Annotated in this window: 20 protein-coding genes and 1 other annotated feature; of the genes, 5 read left to right on the top strand and 15 right to left on the bottom strand. The window is 38.3% G+C overall.

Annotation, left to right across the window (positions count from 1 at the left end; translation table 11 throughout):
* Positions 1–38 precede the first annotated feature (38 nt).
* From tolQ to ADA56_RS03180, 6 genes are all read right to left on the bottom strand, one after another.
* Complete coding sequence (tolQ, locus tag ADA56_RS03200; protein WP_049369196.1) at positions 39–725, bottom strand: protein TolQ; 687 nt, start codon at positions 723–725, stop codon at positions 39–41.
* A 20-nt stretch (positions 726–745) separates the two neighbouring features.
* Entirely contained in the window at positions 746–1,174 is a 429-nt protein-coding gene (gene ybgC / locus ADA56_RS03195; RefSeq protein WP_014064911.1) for a tol-pal system-associated acyl-CoA thioesterase, read from the bottom strand.
* Positions 1,175–1,245: 71 nt separating this feature from the next.
* Entirely contained in the window at positions 1,246–1,533 is a 288-nt protein-coding gene (ybgE, locus tag ADA56_RS03190) for a cyd operon protein YbgE (RefSeq protein WP_049369237.1), read from the bottom strand.
* Between the two features lie 2 nt (positions 1,534–1,535).
* The gene (locus ADA56_RS09790; protein WP_101494276.1) at positions 1,536–1,634 is read right to left on the bottom strand and encodes a cytochrome bd oxidase small subunit, CydX/CbdX family; all 99 of its coding nucleotides are present in this window, start codon (positions 1,632–1,634) and stop codon (positions 1,536–1,538) included.
* A gap of 11 nt (positions 1,635–1,645) precedes the next feature.
* A complete protein-coding gene (cydB, locus tag ADA56_RS03185; protein ID WP_049369195.1) occupies positions 1,646–2,785 on the bottom strand; it encodes a cytochrome d ubiquinol oxidase subunit II in 1,140 nt (379 codons plus the stop codon).
* 14 nt (positions 2,786–2,799) lie between these two features.
* Positions 2,800–4,365, bottom strand: coding sequence for a cytochrome ubiquinol oxidase subunit I (locus tag ADA56_RS03180; RefSeq protein ID WP_049369194.1), 1,566 nt, complete (start codon positions 4,363–4,365; stop codon positions 2,800–2,802).
* Between the two features lie 458 nt (positions 4,366–4,823).
* Between ADA56_RS03180 and ADA56_RS03175 the strand changes: the two genes are divergently transcribed.
* Positions 4,824–5,135 (top strand): DUF5339 domain-containing protein, encoded by a 312-nt coding sequence (locus ADA56_RS03175; protein ID WP_049368010.1) that lies wholly within the window; start codon positions 4,824–4,826, stop codon positions 5,133–5,135.
* A 55-nt stretch (positions 5,136–5,190) separates the two neighbouring features.
* Here the strand turns inward: ADA56_RS03175 and ruvB are convergent, their stop codons facing one another.
* The 8 genes from ruvB to aspS form a co-directional block, all read right to left on the bottom strand.
* Complete coding sequence (ruvB, locus tag ADA56_RS03170) at positions 5,191–6,198, bottom strand: Holliday junction branch migration DNA helicase RuvB (protein ID WP_049369193.1); 1,008 nt, start codon at positions 6,196–6,198, stop codon at positions 5,191–5,193.
* Positions 6,199–6,211: 13 nt separating this feature from the next.
* Positions 6,212–6,823 (bottom strand): Holliday junction branch migration protein RuvA, encoded by a 612-nt coding sequence (gene ruvA, locus ADA56_RS03165; protein WP_049369192.1) that lies wholly within the window; start codon positions 6,821–6,823, stop codon positions 6,212–6,214.
* Positions 6,824–6,881: 58 nt separating this feature from the next.
* Entirely contained in the window at positions 6,882–7,454 is a 573-nt protein-coding gene (ruvC, locus tag ADA56_RS03160; RefSeq protein ID WP_049369191.1) for a crossover junction endodeoxyribonuclease RuvC, read from the bottom strand.
* A gap of 50 nt (positions 7,455–7,504) precedes the next feature.
* Entirely contained in the window at positions 7,505–7,939 is a 435-nt protein-coding gene (locus tag ADA56_RS03155) for a hypothetical protein (RefSeq protein ID WP_049369189.1), read from the bottom strand.
* A gap of 17 nt (positions 7,940–7,956) precedes the next feature.
* Complete coding sequence (locus ADA56_RS03150) at positions 7,957–8,697, bottom strand: YebC/PmpR family DNA-binding transcriptional regulator (RefSeq protein WP_005697071.1); 741 nt, start codon at positions 8,695–8,697, stop codon at positions 7,957–7,959.
* A 35-nt stretch (positions 8,698–8,732) separates the two neighbouring features.
* Complete coding sequence (nudB, locus tag ADA56_RS03145) at positions 8,733–9,203, bottom strand: dihydroneopterin triphosphate diphosphatase (protein ID WP_049369187.1); 471 nt, start codon at positions 9,201–9,203, stop codon at positions 8,733–8,735.
* Positions 9,204–9,304: 101 nt separating this feature from the next.
* Complete coding sequence (locus ADA56_RS03140; RefSeq protein ID WP_049369185.1) at positions 9,305–10,573, bottom strand: NRAMP family divalent metal transporter; 1,269 nt, start codon at positions 10,571–10,573, stop codon at positions 9,305–9,307.
* 268 nt (positions 10,574–10,841) lie between these two features.
* Positions 10,842–12,608: an aspartate--tRNA ligase gene (gene aspS, locus ADA56_RS03135; protein ID WP_049369183.1), complete on the bottom strand. Its 1,767-nt coding sequence runs from the start codon at positions 12,606–12,608 to the stop codon at positions 10,842–10,844.
* Between the two features lie 184 nt (positions 12,609–12,792).
* On the opposite strand from aspS, the gene cmoA reads away from it, so the two are divergent.
* A complete protein-coding gene (cmoA, locus tag ADA56_RS03130) occupies positions 12,793–13,518 on the top strand; it encodes a carboxy-S-adenosyl-L-methionine synthase CmoA (RefSeq protein ID WP_049369181.1) in 726 nt (241 codons plus the stop codon).
* 67 nt (positions 13,519–13,585) lie between these two features.
* Here the strand turns inward: cmoA and ADA56_RS03125 are convergent, their stop codons facing one another.
* The gene (locus ADA56_RS03125) at positions 13,586–16,231 is read right to left on the bottom strand and encodes a GDYXXLXY domain-containing protein (protein ID WP_049369179.1); all 2,646 of its coding nucleotides are present in this window, start codon (positions 16,229–16,231) and stop codon (positions 13,586–13,588) included.
* 166 nt (positions 16,232–16,397) lie between these two features.
* On the opposite strand from ADA56_RS03125, the gene gloA reads away from it, so the two are divergent.
* The 3 genes from gloA to ADA56_RS03110 all read left to right on the top strand — a co-directional run bounded on the left by gloA (position 16,398) and on the right by ADA56_RS03110 (position 19,206).
* Complete coding sequence (gloA, locus tag ADA56_RS03120) at positions 16,398–16,805, top strand: lactoylglutathione lyase (protein WP_049369177.1); 408 nt, start codon at positions 16,398–16,400, stop codon at positions 16,803–16,805.
* Positions 16,806–16,815: 10 nt separating this feature from the next.
* Positions 16,816–17,505 carry a ribonuclease T gene (gene rnt / locus ADA56_RS03115; RefSeq protein ID WP_080972330.1) on the top strand — a complete coding sequence of 230 codons (690 nt, stop codon included), beginning with the start codon at positions 16,816–16,818 and terminating at the stop codon, positions 17,503–17,505.
* Between the two features lie 116 nt (positions 17,506–17,621).
* Positions 17,622–17,749 (top strand) — a sequence feature (His leader region).
* Between the two features lie 104 nt (positions 17,750–17,853).
* Entirely contained in the window at positions 17,854–19,206 is a 1,353-nt protein-coding gene (locus tag ADA56_RS03110; protein WP_049369173.1) for a Na+/H+ antiporter family protein, read from the top strand.
* Positions 19,207–19,224 lie beyond the last annotated feature (18 nt).

Here is a 19,224-nt window from a genome sequence, read left to right as displayed (position 1 = left end):
GTTTTATTTATTAAGTGCGGTCAATTTTTCATTTATTTTTAATGGGGCGCTTTACCAAAAGCTTGACGATGTAAAATTGTGGTGAATTCATCAATGAAGTTACCATAATTTTGTTCAATCGCATTTACACGTAAGCTTAAACGGTTATACGCCATTACAGCTGGAATCGCCGCAAACAAACCGATTGCTGTTGCGATCAAGGCTTCTGCGATACCTGGAGCAACCATTTGTAATGTTGCTTGTTTCGCACCACTTAATGCCATAAATGCGTGCATGATCCCCCAAACGGTACCAAATAAACCGATATATGGACTTACAGAAGCCACTGTTGCTAAGAAAGGCACACGACTTTCAAGCGCTTCTACTTCACGATTCATCGCAAGGTTCATCGCCCGAGTCGTACCTTTGATGATTGCTTCTGGTGCATTCGCATTCACTTGTTTTAATCGAGAGAATTCTTTAAAGCCGACAAAGAAAATTTGTTCGCTACCTGTTAATACTTCACGACGATTAGATAAACCATCATAAAGTTTATTTAAATCTTCACCAGACCAGAAACGATCTTCAAAAGTGTTCGCTTCTTTTAACGCGCTCGTCAAAATACGGCTACGTTGAATGATGATTGCCCAAGAAATAATTGAGAACGAAATTAAGATCACAATTACAAGTTGAACAACGATACTCGCTTTTAGAAAAAGATCTAAAAAGTTCAATTCTGCAGTCATTGCATACTCCGAAAAGTTATTTACTTTAAAAATGCCGCTTTTAATTCTTCAGGAATTGCGACAGGTTTCATTTTGCCTAGATCAACACAGGCTACCTTAACAGTAGCCTTTGATAACACCACCGTCTCACGAACTAACCGCTGTTCAAAGAGGATTGTCGCCCCTTTCACTGCCGTTATTTCAGTTTCGACAATAAGATAATCATCCAATTTTGCCGGAATACAATAGTCAATAGACATGGTTTTGACCACAAAAGCGACTTGTTGTTCCTGCAATAATGATTGTTGGGAAAAATTAAGCGTTCTTAAATATTCTGTTCTCGCACGTTCAAAGAAATGTAAGTAACGTGCGTGATACACTACTCCGCCTGCATCCGTATCCTCATAATAAACACGAACCGGAAAGGTAAAACATTGGTTATTCAAAATAATGCTCAAATTATCAGCCATAACAAGCCGCTTATTTTAGAACCTGTTCATAAGATGTGCAAGATCCAAATAATAATATTTGTCTATCGTTCTTATAAAAACCAATGCTGAACAATGGCAATTATTGTGGTGAAATAACCAATAAATGGCAAGAAAACGAGCTGCCATATTGCTCGGCGAATATCGAATCCGATACCGTGGATCCACAAATTAATCAATCCCCAAAAAATCGCAAGAATCCAAGCTGGATGTGCAGTACGAAGTGCGGTCGAAAATTGATTTAAATTAAAAAAGAAAGCCGCGGTTAAAAATAACGCTAAAATAAACGAAAGGGTTCGCAAGGAACCCTTATTACTTAATTGATAGAGTGAATTAATCATCATTACTCGTCAAATTTGCCTGACTTTTCTTTACCAATGGTCAATTTAGCACTCACCATAACTGCAGCCAACACACCCACTACCCAAATTACATATAACATATTGTTTCTCCTTAGTATAATGAGTTTTTGTTGTCTTCAACAAAGCTTTCATCCAAGCGACCAAACATTTTGTAGTATGACCAAGTGGTGTAAAGCAATGAGATGGTAACGAATACTAATACCAAGTAGAACATTAAGTTTAATGTTAATTGACTTGATGTTGCATCCCACATTAACAAGCTTTGTTCTGGATGAGTACTTGAAGGCATTACAAATGGGAACATTGATACTGCCGCAGTGATAATCACACCAGCCATTGTTAATACTGAGAAGAAGAACGCGAAACCGCAACGATTTGCTTTAGATGCAACCACATTCAATAATGCACCAACTACTACTAATGCTGGGAATGCCCATAAAGCTGGATTTTCATTGAAGTTTTTGAACCATGCACCTGCTTCAACTGCCACTTGTTTACCTGAAGCTGGCGCTGATGCTGCAAAGTGATCAATCACGCTAGTCACCACATAACCGTCTTTGAAAGAAAGCCATACACCTGCAAGTACAAAAGTAATTAATGTCACTAATGCACCAATTTGTGTAATTGCTCTTGCGCGATCACGCAATGCTGCAGTGGTTTTCATTTGTAACCAGTTCGCACCGTGAGTCACTAACATTGCAAGGCTTAACACACCGCAAAGTAATGCGAATGGGTTTAATAATGCAAAGAACGAACCTGTGTAAGTTGCTTGTGAAAGCTCATTTAATTCAAATGGTACACCTTGTAATAAATTACCAAATGCTACACCGAATACTAATGCAGGTACAAAACCACCCGCAAACAAGCCCCAATCCCACATAGCACGCCATGTTGGATTATCAATTTTCGCACGATATTCAAAACCAATTGGACGGAAGAATAACGCAGCTAACACTAAGAATAAGGCAATATAGAAGCCTGAAAACGCTACAGAATAAACAATCGGCCATGCCGCGAAGATTGCACCACCAGCAGTTAATAACCAAACTTGGTTACCATCCCAGTGTGGAGCAATAGAGTTAATCATAATACGTCTTTCTACTTCTTTCTTACCTGCTACGGGTAAAAGTGCGGTCACGCCCATATCGAATCCATCTGTTACAGAGAAACCGATAAGCAATACAACAACTAGCACCCACCAAATAATACGTAGAATTTCATAATCAAGCATAATCCATCTCCTGCTTATTTAGATGATTGCTCAAAATAGTATTTGCCGGTTTTCAATGCACTTGGACCTAAACGTGCATATTTAAACATCAAATACATTTCCGCAATGATGAAGAAGAAGTAAAGTACACAAATTAAACCGATAGAGAACCATAAGTCACCTACACTCAAGTTAGAGGCAGACACACCTACCGGTAATACTTCATAAATCGCCCACGGTTGACGACCAAATTCAGCTAAGAACCAACCAAATTCAATCGCTAAGAATGGTAATGGAATACCCCAAAGCAATGCTTTAAGTAATAAGCGAGAAGAAGTGACTTTGTTACGTAAATTTTGAACAAATGCACCAAAGGTCAGTAAAATAATTAAACCACCTGCTGCTAACATACCACGGAACGCCCAGAAGTTAGGACCTACGTTTGGAATAGTATCACGTGCTGCTTGTTTAATTTGTTCATCCGTTGCATCTACAACTTTATCTGTATAACGTTTTAATAATAAACCGAAACCTAAATCACCTTTGACTTCATCAAATTTAGCTTTAGTTTCTGGATTTACTTGGCCTGCTGATTTTTTCTCTGCTTTTAATTGTGTGAATAAATCATAAGCAACCATACCGTTACGAACACGACCTTCATTTTTTGCTTGAATTTCTTTCAAACCAACAATTTCAGTGTCTAAAGAACGCGTTGCAATTAAACCACCTAAATATGGGATTTCAATCGCAAAATCATTTTTCATTTCTGCAGTATTTGGAATCGCCACTGGGTGGAATGGAGCTGGTGCAGGATGAGTTTCAAACTCAGCTTCCATTGCAGCTAATTTCACAGGTTGTGCTTTACCGATGTCGTAACCTGATTCATCACCCATAATTAATACTGCTGATGCAGCGATAAAGCCAAAGGTTGCTGCTACAGAGAATGAACGTTTAGCAAAACCAATATCACGGCCTTTTAATAAATAGAATGCACTAATACCTAATACAAACATTGCACCGGTTGTATAACCCGCTGTTAATGTGTGTAAGAATTTACTTTGAGCAACTGGATTTAACCAAAGATCTAAGAAGCTGGTCATTTCCATACGAACGGTTTCAAAGTTAAATTCTGCCGCTACTGGATGTTGCATCCAACCATTTGCCACTAAAATCCACATTGCAGAAAGGTTTGAACCAAAGGCTACGCAGTAAGTTGCGAGTAAGTGTTGACCTTTAGTTAAACGATCCCAACCGAAGAAGAATAGCCCCACGAAAGTGGATTCTAAGAAGAACGCAAGTAATGCTTCGATCGCTAATGGCGCACCGAAAATATCACCTACATAGTGAGAATAATAAGACCAGTTTGTCCCGAATTGGAACTCCATGATAATACCGGTCGTTACCCCTAGAGCAAAGTTAATACCAAATAACTTACCCCAGAATTTAGTCATATCTTTATATACTTCTTTGCCCGTTTTAACATAAATGGTTTCCATGATCACAAGAACGAAAGATAAACCTAATGTTAATGGTACAAAAATGAAGTGATATAACGCAGTTAACGCAAACTGCAAGCGTGAGAGATCAACAACGTCTAACATCTCAACTCCTTGTATAAATCTACAAGATTTTCACTTTATGATTACCAAGGATAATCCCAAATAATCACCCCAAACTACTCAACAAAAGTCGTTAAGAAACATTGAATTATTTACGTAATAATTGCCTTTTCTATTCTCAAAACAGAATGCAGTAACCGATTACAATATAAACATTCAAAATTTTGCCATATTCTACTACTATTTATGCGGATAAAAAATAGAAAAAACCGTTATATTGATCACATTTTTTGATATAAGTTACAAAATACCCTATTTTGCATAACAATGACAAAATTGATCCACATCAAATTCTGTATTTTTTTCTCAAAATGGAAAAATTTATCTATCACAAGGAAACTTTATTTAAAAAAAATGGACAAAATAATCACTAGACAGGGCTGCAAGATTTTGCTATTTTTTAGCCTAATAATATTTGGAGAGATTTGTAGGGATTTACAATGAAAAAAATTTGCGTAATTTTGACCGCACTTTTCGGTTCTATGGCATTATCTGCCACCGCAGCACCTCTTACAGAAAACAAAGCTGCTCTTCCACAACAATGTACACAGTTATTTAAAGAAACAGAAAATTTGATTGCTCAAGCAGAAAAACAGCCTGGCACTCATACTCAAGTAGGTAAAATCAAAAGTAAACTGAACCAAAGCAAACAGCAAATTCTTGAAATGGAATTAGCGACTCAACAAAAAAGCTGTGATGTGGGTTTAGCAAGATTAAATAGCATGAAGAGCTATACTGAAGGAACTAACTAAGTAGGTTTCAAAAAGAAAGGACATATTGATATCAATATGTCCTTTTTTCTATCTCTTATTCTAACGGCTTCTGAAGCCCGAAGTGTCGATAAGTTAATGAAGTCGCAATTCGACCTCGAGGGGTTCGCTGTAAAAATCCTTGTTGAATCAAGTAAGGTTCTAAAACATCCTCGATAGTGTCTCGTTCTTCACCTATTGCTGCAGCCAAGTTATCTAACCCAACTGGTCCACCATCAAAACGTTCAATCACAGCGGTAAGCAATTTTCTATCTAAGTAATCAAAGCCTGCATCATCTACATCTAACATTGAAAGCGCTTGTTTCGCAATGTCTGCCGAAATAATGCCATCATTACGCACATCAGCAAAATCTCGAACGCGACGCAATAAACGGTTTGCAATGCGAGGCGTGCCACGTGAACGACGCGCCACTTCAAAAGCCGCTTTATCTTCTAATTCTAGATTTAAGCAAGAGGCACTTCTTGTCACAATAGAAGTTAAATCTTCAACGGAATAAAATTCTAAACGCTGAACAATACCAAAACGATCACGCAATGGTGAAGTTAACGAACCCGCTCTGGTTGTCGCACCAATTAATGTGAAAGGGGGCAAATCCAATTTAATTGAGCGTGCAGCAGGGCCTTCACCGATCATAATATCCAACTGATAATCTTCCATTGCTGGATAAAGCACTTCTTCAATCGCAGGGGAAAGACGGTGAATTTCATCAATAAACAACACATCATGCGGTTCAAGATTTGTCAGCATTGCCGCTAAATCTCCCGCTTTTTCAAGAACAGGACCCGATGTTGTGCGAATATTTACACCCATTTCATTCGCGACAATATTAGCTAGCGTCGTTTTTCCTAAACCTGGAGGGCCGAAGATCAAAAGATGATCTAAGGCATCTTGCCGCAATTTTGCCGCCTTAATGAAAATATCCATCTGCTCTCGTACTTGTGGCTGTCCCACATAGTCCGCTAAAAGCTTTGGACGAATCGCACGATCGATGACATCTTCATCCATCTTTGCCTGACTGCTAATAATTCTATCTGCTTCGATCATATCTGTTTAATCTTTATAATGCGGCTTTTAAGGCTTCGCGAATTAATTGCTCACTGCTTAAATCCGCTTTAGCCACTTTTTTCACCATTTTTTCAGCGTCGGTTAGTTTATAACCTAACGCAATCAATGCAGCAATCGCTTCATCAGCTGAGCTCTCCGCTTGACGTAATTCTGAAGTTGAAGGAATGTGTTTGCTCTCCACAAAGAAATCACTTTGGCGAACATCTTTAAACTTCCCTTTTAACTCCACCAATAAGCGTTCAGCCGTTTTCTTGCCCACACCAGGAATTTTAACTAATTTTGACAGTTCTTCTCGTTCAATAGCATAAGCAAACTGATCTACTGACATTGCAGATAAAATCGCGAGTGCCAATTTAGGACCAACACCATTGGTTTTAATTAATTCACGGAATAAAGTGCGGTCAGTTTTTTGGGCAAATCCAAAAAGAAGATGAGCATCTTCACGCACAACAAGATGAGTAAATAATGTGGTTTCTTGCCCGATTTCAGGTAAGTCATAAAAACTGGTCATTGGTAACAATAATTCGTAACCGACTCCTTGTACATCAAGCAAAATTTCAGGAGGTTGTTTTTCTAATAAGATGCCTTTTAAACGACCGATCATAAGATTTCCATGTAAAAAAATTTTGCATAGAATAAAATAAAACTGGATATTAATCCAGTTAAATTTTTAATCTAAATCGACCTCGGCTGTATCTTGTTTTTAAAAGTGCGGTCATTTTTTCGTGTGTTTCTGTGGTTTTGACCGAGCCTGCAATATGCAAGGAATGTTGAATGGTATGAGCATGAGTGATAGCAATGGCTAAAGCATCTGCCGCATCAGCTTGTGGTTTATCTGAGAGCTTCAAAATTCGTGTCACCATGTCTTGAACTTGAGCTTTATCTGCAGAACCAATCCCAACGACAGTCTGTTTCACCAAACGAGCGGCATATTCAAATACCGGTAAATCATGGTTCACGGCTGCCACAATCGCCGTACCACGTGCTTGCCCGAGTTTTAAAGCTGAATCCGCATTTTTAGCCATAAACACTTGTTCAATGGCAAACATATCGGGCTGAAATTGTGTGATGATTTCTGTCACGCCAGCATAAATTCGTTTTAAGCGTGTAGGTAAATCCTCTACCTGCGTGCGGATTGCTCCACTGCCGAGATATTCTAAATGTCGACCATTTTGTCTAATCACACCATAACCCGTTACACGAGAACCTGGGTCAATGCCTAAAATAATACTCATAAACTCTCAAAAATAAACGGCCGGTCAATGCCGGCCGTTTTTAGCGTTAATTATTGGTTTGCTTTTGCAGTTGCTTTTGCATCTACATCACAGTTTTTCACAACAATTTTATCTGCTTTTTTACCTTTGATTAAAAGATTTACTGGCACAACAGAATCAAATTTATCTAAAGTTAAACCACTATCTACATTCCAAACATATTTGCCAGAAGTAAATGAAGTGAAGTCTTTTTGAGCTGCATCACGAGCAAAATCTTTCGCGATAACTTTGTTACCCACCATCACCATTGCTGCTGTTGGCTCTTGGTTTTCGAATTGATAAACTGCAGTTACAGTTTTCTTGTTACAGGTATAAACTACTGTTTTATCAGTTACAGTAGGGGTTGCCATTTGTTCCGCTTTGTTTTCCATTTTTGGTGCATCGCTTGCACATGCTGATAAAACAACAAGAGCGGCCATTGCTGGTAATACTTTAGCAAATTTCATTATAAATCTCCTTAAAATTACAGCTGAGCTGCAACTTCATCACTAATTTCACCGTTATGATATACGTTTTGTACATCGTCACAGTCTTCTAACATGTCAATTAAACGCAACAATTTAGGCGCAGTTTCAAGATCAAGATCAACTGTTGTTGATGGAATCATTGTCACTTCTGCGTTATCAATTTTAAACCCTGCTGCTTCGATTGCATCGCGCACAGAACCTAAATCTTCCCACGCAGTATAGATTTCGAATGAACCATCATCTTGTGGTTGAACATCATCTGCACCGGCTTCAATTGCCGCCTCCATTAACGCATCTTCTTCACCTTGGCTAATTAAAATCAAGCCTTTTTTGCTGAATAAGTAGCCCACAGAACCTTCAGTCCCTAAGTTACCACCACATTTAGTGAAACTTGGGCGAACCTGTGAGATGGTTCGATTTGCGTTGTCACTTAGACACTCAACCATCACAGCAGTTCCACCTGGACCATAACCTTCGTAAATTCTTGTTTCCATATTGGTGTCATCACCACCGCCTACACCACGTTCAATCGCACGGTTAATGGTGTCGCGAGTCATGTTGCTCGATAAGGCTTTATCTACTGCTGCACGTAAACGCGGGTTTGCACTGACATCACCGCCACCAATTTTTGCAGCAGTCACTAATTCACGAATTAATTTTGTAAAAATTTTACCGCGTTGCGCATCTTGTGCGGCTTTACGGTGTTTAATATTTGCCCACTTACTATGGCCTGCCATGTTGTTTTCCTTCTTATCTTAAAAATGTTTGTAAATTATATCCTCTTCAATAGAGGAAAGCCGTTCATCAAATATTTTTTGATGGCCTCGGCATTATTCGGCGATTTTGTCATTTGGATCGCTTGTTCAGGTGAAACCCATTGATACGCCAAATGCTCACTTAATATCGGCTCAAATTCCTGCTCAACTGCCAATAAAAACCAATGTTCATGACAGTGAGTCACATTCGGTGCGTATTTATAGCGGAAATGCGGGAAAATTTCAAATTCTATACTCTCTTTACAATCAAAAAGTGCGGTCGAATTTTCTTCTATTTTTAATCCAACTTCTTCCCAAACTTCTCGAATTGCTGTTTCTCTTGGTGTTTCGTTGGTTTCCAATGTCCCCGTAACGGATTGCCAAAAAGTGGGATCATCTTGGCGCAGAAGCATAAGAACACGATGCGTGCTTTCCGCATAAATTACCACGAGAACTGATTGATTATTTTTATATTTCAAGCTCGTCATCTACATAATTGAGAATGGGCAGCATCATACCTTTTCTACTAAAAACTTTCAAAAAAATTACCGCACTTTAAAACTAAAGTGCGGTAATTATCTCAATTATTTTAGTTTAACCAGCCAGCTTGTTGGGCGATAAACAAGCCTGCAAAGGCGGTTAAGTAAAATAAACCAATAAGGGATAACCACAATAATCCGCCTTTTACACTGTGTTTCGCGTGCTTAGTCAAAGATAAATTCAACCAAGCAAAGATTGGTGCAGAAACAAATGAAGCAATCATCGCGAATTTCAGCATTGGGCCTACTGCATTATTAAAGTAGAAAATAATCGCTAAACCAGATAACGCCGCAAAAATCATACCGATATTAAGAATTCTCACAGAGCTTTCTTGTTTACCGAATAAGATACGCAAAGATTCAACATTGGTACGAGAGTAACCATCAATTACTGTAATTGTTGTACCAAACATACACATGAACGCAATTACTGCAATTAATAAGCGAGACCATTCACCGATAGTACTTGCATACATATTGATAAGTTGTGCGATATATTTTCCGCCCACCATCTCTACGGTTTCAGGCGAACCATATTGTACCAATGCGCCAAGAGCTAAGAAGACAACAGCTAAAATGGCTGTACCGATGTACCCTACGTTGAAGTCAAACAAACCATCTTGATAAGACACTTTGGTTAAACGGCGTTTTGCCACCACCCACATAGAATTAATTGCAGAAATTTCAATTGGCGCCGGCATCCAGCCCATCAAAGCAACTAAGAATGCTAATTTGCTTAATTCCCATGGAGAAGGTGGCACAAAATCAGGTGCAGCTACGCCATGGATACCATTACGCATAAAGGCAATCACGACGGCGCTCACGGTTGTTACCGTTAAAGCAATCATGATGATTTTAGATAAGCTATCTAATAGACGGTATTTCCCTAACAATAAAATACCGGTTGTCACAAGAATCACTAATGAGCTTAATACTGGCATTGGGAGTGGAATTGGTGTAATGAAGGTTAAAATTGCTGCTGTTAATAACCCTACTGCAGCAGTATTAATCACTGTCGCAAAAATGTTTAAAGCTAAGAATAACCAAAGATAGAATTTCCCTTTTTGACGGTAACCTTCTAATAAAGTATTACCCGTATCTAGAGTATATTGAACACCGAAACGGAAGAAAGGATATTTGAATAAATTAGCAAGAATAACAATGCTCACTAATTCCCAACCATAGATCGCACCCGCTTGGGTGGATGCAATAATATGCGAACCACCGACAGCCGCTGATGCCATCACGATGCCAGGACCTAAGGCAGAGAATTTACTCGCCCATGTTGATTTTTCTACTGGAGTTGAAACTTCACTCATAAAATTTTCTCTTATAAATTGACCATAAACCGAAAAGGCCTTATTTATAATAGAATTTTATCCTTGAGTAAAGTAAACAAAATCCACTTAAAAGCACCAATGAAAAATAAAAATCTAATTATTTTAATTTTTTAGAATATAACTTCAAAACAAATAAGTTTCGCCAGTATTCATACCAAAAAACTGATGTCTTTAAGTGAATAAAATTTTTTTGAAAAAAAGAAAGTGCGGTCAAAATTGACCGCACCCTATATTATAAATTTTAAACTTATTCAGCTTTCACAACCTGAATACTCAACTCACCTAACGCTTGCGGATTCGCAAAACTTGGTGCCTCTGTCATTAAACAAGCTGCCGCCGTTGTTTTCGGGAATGCAATCACATCACGAATATTTTCAGTGCCTGTTAAAAGCATGGTTAAACGGTCTAACCCAAATGCTAAACCAGCATGTGGCGGCGTACCGAATTTTAATGCATCTAATAAGAAACCAAATTTTTCGCGTTGTTCTTGTTCATTGATACCAAGAATGCGGAATACGGTTTGTTGCATTTTCGGATCGAAAATACGAACTGAACCACCACCTACTTCATAGCCATTAATAACCATATCGTAAGCATTTGCTACCGCATCGGTTGGATTCGCTTCTAATTGCTCCGGCGTAAAATCTTTTGGTGAAGTGAATGGGTGGTGCATTGCGGCAAGATTACCCTCTTCATCACGTTCAAACATTGGGAAATCAATCACCCAAAGCGGTTGCCATTCATCTAAACGAGTTAAGCCAAGATCACGACCTAATTTCAAACGTAACGCCCCCATTGCATCAGTGGTGGTTTGCCATTTATCTGCACCGAAGAATAAGATATCGCCAGTTTGAGCTTTCACACGTTCAGCTAAGGCTTTCCATACCTCTTCATTTAAGAATTTCGCAATCGGGCTTTGTACGCCTTCAAGGCCAGCATTAATATCATTTACTTTCGCCCAAGCCAAACCTTTTGCACCGTAAATACCAACAAATTGTGTATATTCGTCAATTTGTTTACGGGTAATTTCTGTACCATTTGGTACACGAATGACTGTCACACGACCGTTTGGATTGTTTGCAGGCTCATTAAATACTTTAAATTCAACATCTTTAACGATATCAGCCACATCAACTAATTCAAGCGGGTTACGCAAATCTGGTTTATCTGAACCAAAACGAGTCATCGCTTCTTGCCAGGTCATTTGTGGGAATTTGCCTAAATCCACACCAATAATGTTTTGCCATAAGCCGTGCACCATGCGTTCCATGATCTCACGTACTTCTGGTGCAGTTAAGAAAGAGGTTTCCACATCGATTTGAGTAAATTCAGGCTGACGATCTGCACGTAAGTCTTCATCACGGAAACATTTCACGATTTGATAATAACGATCAAAACCAGACATCATTAAAAGCTGTTTGAAAAGCTGTGGTGATTGCGGCAACGCATAGAATTTGCCTTTATGCACACGGCTTGGCACTAAATAGTCACGCGCACCTTCTGGCGTTGCTTTGGTAAGCATTGGGGTTTCAATATCAAGGAAACCATTGTCATCCATAAAACGACGCACAAAACTGGTGATTTTTGCACGGGTTTTCAAACGTTGTGCCATTTCTGGACGACGTAAATCTAAATAGCGATATTTTAAACGTTGTTCTTCGGTGTTATTTTGGTTGAAGTCTAATGGTAAAACGTCAGAAGCATTGTAGATGCGTAATTCTTTCGCTAACACTTCCACTTCGCCTGTCGCCATATTTTTATTAACTTGATTATCAGGACGCGCGATCACTTCACCTTTAATTTGAATACAAAATTCATTACGTAAGCCTGAAGCTGCAGTTAATGCTTCTTGATATTTCGGGTCAAAACAAACTTGTACAACACCATCGCGATCACGCATATCAATAAAAATTAAACCGCCTAAATCGCGACGACGATGAACCCAACCGCTTAATGTTACTTCTTGTCCAATATGGTTGCGGTTTAATGCACCGCAATAATGTGTACGCATCATTTCTATATTCCTTTCATTTTTCTAAAAATGGATAATTAACGCGTTGATTATACGGAAAAAGACATGCCTTTTAAATTGAAAAGCGAAATTTATTTGATCCTTTAAAAACTTTCACTAAAATGACCGCAGTTTTTTGCATTTTATCTAAATAAATGCCCTCTCAATACAACAACAGAATTCAATCATGATGAAAGATACAATTTTTGCCGCCCCGATCGAAAAACTGGGCGATTTTACTTTTGATGAAAGCGTGGCGGAAGTTTTCCCCGATATGATTCAACGCTCAATTCCTGGCTACTCCAACATTATCACGGCGATTGGTATGTTGGCAGAACGTTTTGTGACTGCTGACAGCCAAGTCTATGATTTAGGCTGTTCACGCGGTGCAGCAGCCCTTTCTATGCGACGTAATATTAAACAACCGAATGTGAAAATTATCGGTGTCGATAATTCTTTGCCGATGGTGGAACGCTGCCGTCAGCACGTTGCGGCTTATCATAGTGATGTACCCGTAGAAATTCTTTGCAATGATATTCGTCAAATTGAAATTAAGAACGCCTCAATGGTTGTACTCAACTTCACGTTGCAATTTTTACCACCAGAAGATCGCGTAGCCTTGCTCACAAAAATCTACCAAGGTTTAAACCCAAATGGTGTATTGGTGCTCTCTGAAAAATTCCGTTTTGAAGATGGAAAAGTGAATGAGTTGCTTATTGACCTCCACCACCAATTCAAACGTGCTAACGGTTACAGTGAGCTTGAAGTGAGCCAAAAACGCACCGCACTTGAAAATGTAATGCGTACTGACTCGATTAACATCCACAAAGAGCGGTTAAAAAACATCGGATTTTCACACGTCGAATTATGGTTTCAATGTTTTAATTTTGGCTCAATGATTGCAGTGAAATAATCATAACCTAATCAATCATCTAAAAAATAAGGGCGTATCAAATACGCCCTTATTTGTCACCAATGCTTTATAGCCCTTTTAAATCCTTATCTAATAAACGAGCTAGCAACAAAATACCGTCTTTAAAGCGATATTCTGCATATTCTGCTTGTGCATAATATTCACCTTTTCCTTCTGCAAAGAAATAATCTTGGCTTGGTAATTTAGGAAGCCAACTACCATTATAACGAATTGGCAAATAAACATTTGGTGTGCAATGTTTAAAATCTGTTGGTATTTCTGATTGCGCCTCACAAAATGTCGCAACATGATTTTTATCAAGATGAACAAGGATATAAGCTTTATTTCCCGAAGGACTTGATTCATCTATACCTGTGGTTTCAGTGGTTTCATTAGATTCAAGAGTATCAATAGATTCATTGCTTTCAAGGGATTCATTCGATTCAGGTAAAACCTGACTTTGCTGAAACTCAGATAAAATAGCGTAATTCAATATCATATAATCGCCTTGCATCAATGAACGAGGATCCACAGGGGCGATTTTTAAAACAATAGGCTTACCGGTAGCCAGCACATCTTCAAATTGCTGCACTTTATAGTTCACCGCCCCCAATAATGCAATCACAAAGACGCCAACAAGCCAAATCGGTGCTTTAAAAACAGAATGGTTTTCGACCGCACTTTGTGAAGGCGCTTTATAACGTGCATGCAAGAATAAAGTAACAATCGCAAAAATAACGGCAAAGCTTACTAGCAATACCCCTTTATAGAGTAATGGGATGCTCAATTGGTAATAGAACCCACCTAAATAAACAACAAAGGCAAATACCAAAAGACCGAAGAACGCACGGCTGTCCGTCCAATAAACAAGCAATAATAACGCTGTTAAATATAAAATGACGGGTATCCCAACAAAGCCTAATGCAAACAAGGTTAATACTAATAAAATTAACACTGCTTCTGTGTGTTTGGATTCACTATGCTTATTCATTAGTACATAGACAATTAATGGTAATGCACAGATAAGCAGATATAAGATATGGCTAACATCAAACTGGAAGTGTGACCAAAATTGTCCACTTAAAACTTGCAACACATTATCAAGACTCATCGCGTCTGCTGGCATGACATCACTTGAAACATCTGTATCAATAAGGCCATAATCTACCCAAGGAATCGTCATATACGACGGCACAGAGATCCATAGAGAGAATAATACTGTTCCCCAGGCAATAGGCTTTAAATGAATTCGCGCTGATTGATGAGGTCGCATGACCCAATAAAAGAGTACAATCGAACTCAAGAGCTGGATTTTATTAAACCATCTGTTATTAAACCATGTGTTAAACCATGCGTTATTCAAGCTGTAATTATGGAAATATAGATTATAGGAAATTTGCCAAAAAACGAGAAGCTGGGTAACCAGTAGAATCCTCACTAAAGAATTCGGCATCAATTTGTAGCTAACAATAATAATGACTGAAAAAATCAGTGTGGAAATAAAGATACCGAGATTTGAATCTTTGCTAAATTCATTTCCTAATAAAAGAAAAAAATCATCAAATTTAACAAGCAAATAGAATCCTAAAAAACTGTTTGCGATTAGAAAAAATAAACCTGCTAAAATTGTAGTGTATTCATTTTTATTTAAAGTAATCAACCAAGCTATACCAAATAAAAGAATACCAACGATGAATGCACTAGACGCATCTAAACCTAAAAATAAAAATAACCAAACACCTATAGTCACGAAAGCTATCAATAAAGCTATCATCCATAGTATTGAAATCGCCCAATGGGATTTCTTATTATTTGGATATTCTTGTTTATAGCATTTCACTAACCACTTGATTGCCATGACTGTGAAAATAAAGCCAATCAATCCTAAAACCACCCCCTCTTCTACACCACGAATCAAAAGAGATGCCAAAAAGCAATAAGCGCCAAGTAAGGCTAGGACTGAAATAATTAAATTAATAAAATCAAAGCGATATTTGTGATATACATAAAGTGCGATTAAGGCAGGAATAGCAATTAGCAAAGAACTGAGAGGTGAACGACCAAGCTCACCCCAAGCATAAGCATAAAAGTACACATCATAAATTACTATTAAACCGAATAAACTGGCAAAAGTCAGTACTAGAAATACTTTGGGTAAAATGCGCCAATGTTGATCATGAAAAGTTTTACTGAATAATTCCGATATCACAAGTAATCCAGCATTAATCAACACGGCATAACACATTGAGTTATACGAGTTTTGTTCATTAAATAAATAAAACGCAACATTGGCGGTGGCGGCAAATAATAATGCAGAGGCCACATTCGGAAATAATAATAAAAATGGAAGTTGGCAAAGTGTCCAAACAGCAAATAACTGCCATACATCGGCCCCTGTTTGATAGGTTTGGCCGACTAAGGCAAATAAACCGCCAATCAAGACTGAAACAACAAAAAAGATACTATATGTCTTCCACTTTAGTTTTTCTTTGGCTTGTCGACGACTCTCTCGAATAAAGCAATAAATACCTAATACTACTGTCACCACAAGCAATGTTTGTAAGCCATAAATTTTGGCTAAATCAGAAAAATAATCTAAATTAGCTGCAATTAACGTGACTACTCCACTCGTTAAAAATCCCACAGTTAATAATAAAAACAGTAAATTTAAATAACGTTGCCAAGAAAGATTAAAAAGGCCTGTTGTATTCATTCATTTTTTCCTTTTTATAAAAAGATTAGTATTATCTTAGCATAATAGTAAGGTAAATAAATCAATTAAAAAATATGATGCAATTTATCCTATGTTGAAGATTAATTCGCGCCAAATCGCATTCTATGGCATAATTTAGCGAACACAATTAAAGAAGGAAAACGACATGAGAATTTTACACACGATGCTTCGAGTAGGTGATTTAGACCGCTCTATTAAATTTTATCAAGATGTTTTAGGTATGCGTTTATTACGTACAAGTGAAAATCCTGAGTATAAATATTCACTGGCCTTTTTAGGTTATGAAGATGGCGAAAGCGCAACTGAAATTGAGTTAACATACAACTGGGGCGTAACTGAATATGATCTTGGTAATGCTTACGGGCATATTGCTATTGGTGTAGATGATATTTACGCAACTTGTGAAGCGGTACGTGCTCATGGCGGTAAAGTGACTCGCGAAGCCGGCCCGGTTAAAGGCGGCACAACTGTGATTGCATTCGTTGAAGATCCGGATGGTTATAAGATCGAATTTATCGAAAACAAAAGTGCAAAATCAGCTTTAGGGAATTAAGGAATATATTGTGTCAAATACACCTGAAATTCCTTATCATCACCAATTAAAAAATCGCTTCCGTGGCTATTTCCCTGTCATTATTGATGTGGAAACAGCTGGGTTTGATGCAAAAAAAGATGCACTTTTAGAGCTTGCCGCTATTACCTTAAAAATGGATGAAAATGGCAATTTACAACCTGACCAAAAATGCCATTTTCATATTGAACCATTTGAGGGGGCAAATATTAATCCCGAATCTCTCAAATTCAATGGGATTGATATTCACAATCCATTGCGTGGTGCGGTATCTGAATTAGATGCGATCACGGGATTGTTCCAAATGGTGCGTCGTGGACAAAAAGATGCTGAATGTCAGCGTTCTATTATCGTGGCACACAACGCGGCTTTTGACCAAAGTTTTGTCATGGCTGCGGCTGAACGTACGGGCGTAAAACGCAATCCATTCCACCCTTTTGGGATGTTTGATACCGCAACGCTTGCCGGTTTTATGTTTGGGCAAACGGTACTCGTCAAAGCATGCCAAGCGGCAAAAATTCCTTTTGATGGCAAACAAGCACACTCTGCGCTATATGATACTGAACGTACCGCAGAATTATTTTGCTATATGGTGAATCACTTAAAAGATCTCGGGGGATTCCCGCATATTGCTCAAACAGATGAAACGGAAAAAACAGATGAAAATCAGACCGCACTTTAATTTTTAAAATTTTTTAGAAAAAAACTTGCAATCATTTCTGGTTTACCGTATTTTAAAAAGTAATTCAATTTAGTTATCTAAATAAGAGAGTTTCAAATGAACTTTATCCTTCGTCACCATCATCGCCATTCAACTGAATAATCTTTCAGGCTGTTGGCGTGCTTGGAAGATTTCTTCCGAGCTGACAAGATAAAGTTCAAAAAAATCTTACCCCTCGGAAGGCAACTTTCGAGGGTTTTTTGTTTTATTATTAATTTACAGGAGTTTATTACTATGCGACATTTAACCTTAAATCAATTTTCTTTTATGCGACCTTTTTCTTTTAATTAATCAATAAGGAACAACAATATGTTATCGAATCCCGTTGTTATTTCAATTGTCGTGCTACTGGCGTTAAGCTTGCTGCGCGTAAACGTAGTTATCGCACTGGTGATTTCCGCTCTGACTGCAGGCTTATGTGGTGACTTAGGTTTAGGAAAAACCATTGAAGCCTTTACAGGTGGTTTAGGTGGTGGAGCTGAAGTAGCGATGAACTACGCCATGTTAGGCGCATTTGCCATTGCAATTTCAAAATCTGGCATCACTGATTTGCTTGCCTACAAAATCATTACCCGAATGAATAAAACACCAACCGGCAAAAATTTAGCTTGGTTTAAATATACGCTACTGAGTATTTTACTTTTATTCGCTATTTCATCCCAAAACTTACTCCCAGTGCACATTGCGTTTATCCCGATTGTTGTGCCACCGTTACTTTCTATTTTTAACCGTTTAAAAATCGACCGTCGTGCAGTCGCTTGTATTATTACCTTCGGTTTAACAGCAACTTATATGATCTTACCTGTCGGTTTCGGTAAAATCTTTATTGAAAGCGTTTTAGTTAAAAATATCAATCTTGCTGGTGCATCACTCGGTTTACAAACTAGTGTTGGTGAAGTTTCTTTTGCTATGCTTATCCCTGTTATTGGTATGATTCTTGGTTTACTCACCGCCGTATTTGTTACCTATCGCAAACCGCGCGAGTATGTTGTGACAACGGCAGAACCCACTACAGCTGAAATTGAACAACACATTGCGAATATTAAACCTATTCAAATTACCGCAAGTGCGGTCGCCATTGTCGCCACTTTTGCCACCCAGCTTTTCACAAGCTCTACAATTATTGGTGGTTTAGTCGGTTTAATCATTTTCGGGGCATTCGGTATCTTCAAACTCAAAGAAAGTAACGACATTTTCCAACAAGGTTTACGCTTAATGGCAATGATTGGCTTCGTTATGATTGCTGCCTCTGGTTTCGCGAATGTGATTAATACCACAAGTGGCGTGAAAGAATTAGTTGATGCACTTTCAACCGGTGCGATTCAAAGTAAAGGCGTTGCCGCATTCTTAATGTTACTCGTTGGGTTATTGATTACCATGGGTATTGGTTCTTCTTTCTCAACTGTACCAATTATTACCTCAATTTATGTACCACTCTGTCTCTCTTTTGGTTTCTCACCACTTGCGACAGTAGCTATCGTAGGTGTAGCAGCAGCATTAGGGGATGCGGGTTCACCGGCTTCTGACTCAACACTTGGGCCGACATCCGGTTTAAATATAGATGGTAAACACGACCACATTTGGGATTCTGTTGTGCCAACCTTTATTCACTACAATATCCCACTATTAGCGTTCGGTTGGATTGCAGCCATGACCCTTTAATCGTTATAATCCCTGCAT

This window comes from Parahaemophilus parainfluenzae, assembly GCF_001055095.1.
Taxonomy (GTDB): Bacteria; Pseudomonadota; Gammaproteobacteria; order Enterobacterales; family Pasteurellaceae; genus Haemophilus_D; species Haemophilus_D parainfluenzae_Z.
This window is presented reverse-complemented; position numbering and strand designations above follow the sequence as displayed.

Excerpts from the sequence above, each read along its gene's own strand:
- tolQ (WP_049369196.1), bottom strand. The coding sequence starts at position 725 with ATGACTGCAGAATTGAACTTTTTAGATCTTTTTCTAAAAGCGAGTATC.
- ybgC (WP_014064911.1), bottom strand. The coding sequence starts at position 1,174 with ATGGCTGATAATTTGAGCATTATTTTGAATAACCAATGTTTTACCTTT.
- ybgE (WP_049369237.1), bottom strand. The coding sequence starts at position 1,533 with ATGATTAATTCACTCTATCAATTAAGTAATAAGGGTTCCTTGCGAACC.
- ADA56_RS09790 (WP_101494276.1), bottom strand. The coding sequence starts at position 1,634 with ATGTTATATGTAATTTGGGTAGTGGGTGTGTTGGCTGCAGTTATGGTG.
- cydB (WP_049369195.1), bottom strand. The coding sequence starts at position 2,785 with ATGCTTGATTATGAAATTCTACGTATTATTTGGTGGGTGCTAGTTGTT.
- ADA56_RS03180 (WP_049369194.1), bottom strand. The coding sequence starts at position 4,365 with ATGTTAGACGTTGTTGATCTCTCACGCTTGCAGTTTGCGTTAACTGCG.
- ADA56_RS03175 (WP_049368010.1), top strand. The coding sequence starts at position 4,824 with ATGAAAAAAATTTGCGTAATTTTGACCGCACTTTTCGGTTCTATGGCA.
- ruvB (WP_049369193.1), bottom strand. The coding sequence starts at position 6,198 with ATGATCGAAGCAGATAGAATTATTAGCAGTCAGGCAAAGATGGATGAA.
- ruvA (WP_049369192.1), bottom strand. The coding sequence starts at position 6,823 with ATGATCGGTCGTTTAAAAGGCATCTTATTAGAAAAACAACCTCCTGAA.
- ruvC (WP_049369191.1), bottom strand. The coding sequence starts at position 7,454 with ATGAGTATTATTTTAGGCATTGACCCAGGTTCTCGTGTAACGGGTTAT.
- ADA56_RS03155 (WP_049369189.1), bottom strand. The coding sequence starts at position 7,939 with ATGAAATTTGCTAAAGTATTACCAGCAATGGCCGCTCTTGTTGTTTTA.
- ADA56_RS03150 (WP_005697071.1), bottom strand. The coding sequence starts at position 8,697 with ATGGCAGGCCATAGTAAGTGGGCAAATATTAAACACCGTAAAGCCGCA.
- nudB (WP_049369187.1), bottom strand. The coding sequence starts at position 9,203 with ATGACGAGCTTGAAATATAAAAATAATCAATCAGTTCTCGTGGTAATT.
- ADA56_RS03140 (WP_049369185.1), bottom strand. The coding sequence starts at position 10,573 with ATGAGTGAAGTTTCAACTCCAGTAGAAAAATCAACATGGGCGAGTAAA.
- aspS (WP_049369183.1), bottom strand. The coding sequence starts at position 12,608 with ATGATGCGTACACATTATTGCGGTGCATTAAACCGCAACCATATTGGA.
- cmoA (WP_049369181.1), top strand. The coding sequence starts at position 12,793 with ATGATGAAAGATACAATTTTTGCCGCCCCGATCGAAAAACTGGGCGAT.
- ADA56_RS03125 (WP_049369179.1), bottom strand. The coding sequence starts at position 16,231 with ATGAATACAACAGGCCTTTTTAATCTTTCTTGGCAACGTTATTTAAAT.
- gloA (WP_049369177.1), top strand. The coding sequence starts at position 16,398 with ATGAGAATTTTACACACGATGCTTCGAGTAGGTGATTTAGACCGCTCT.
- ADA56_RS03110 (WP_049369173.1), top strand. The coding sequence starts at position 17,854 with ATGTTATCGAATCCCGTTGTTATTTCAATTGTCGTGCTACTGGCGTTA.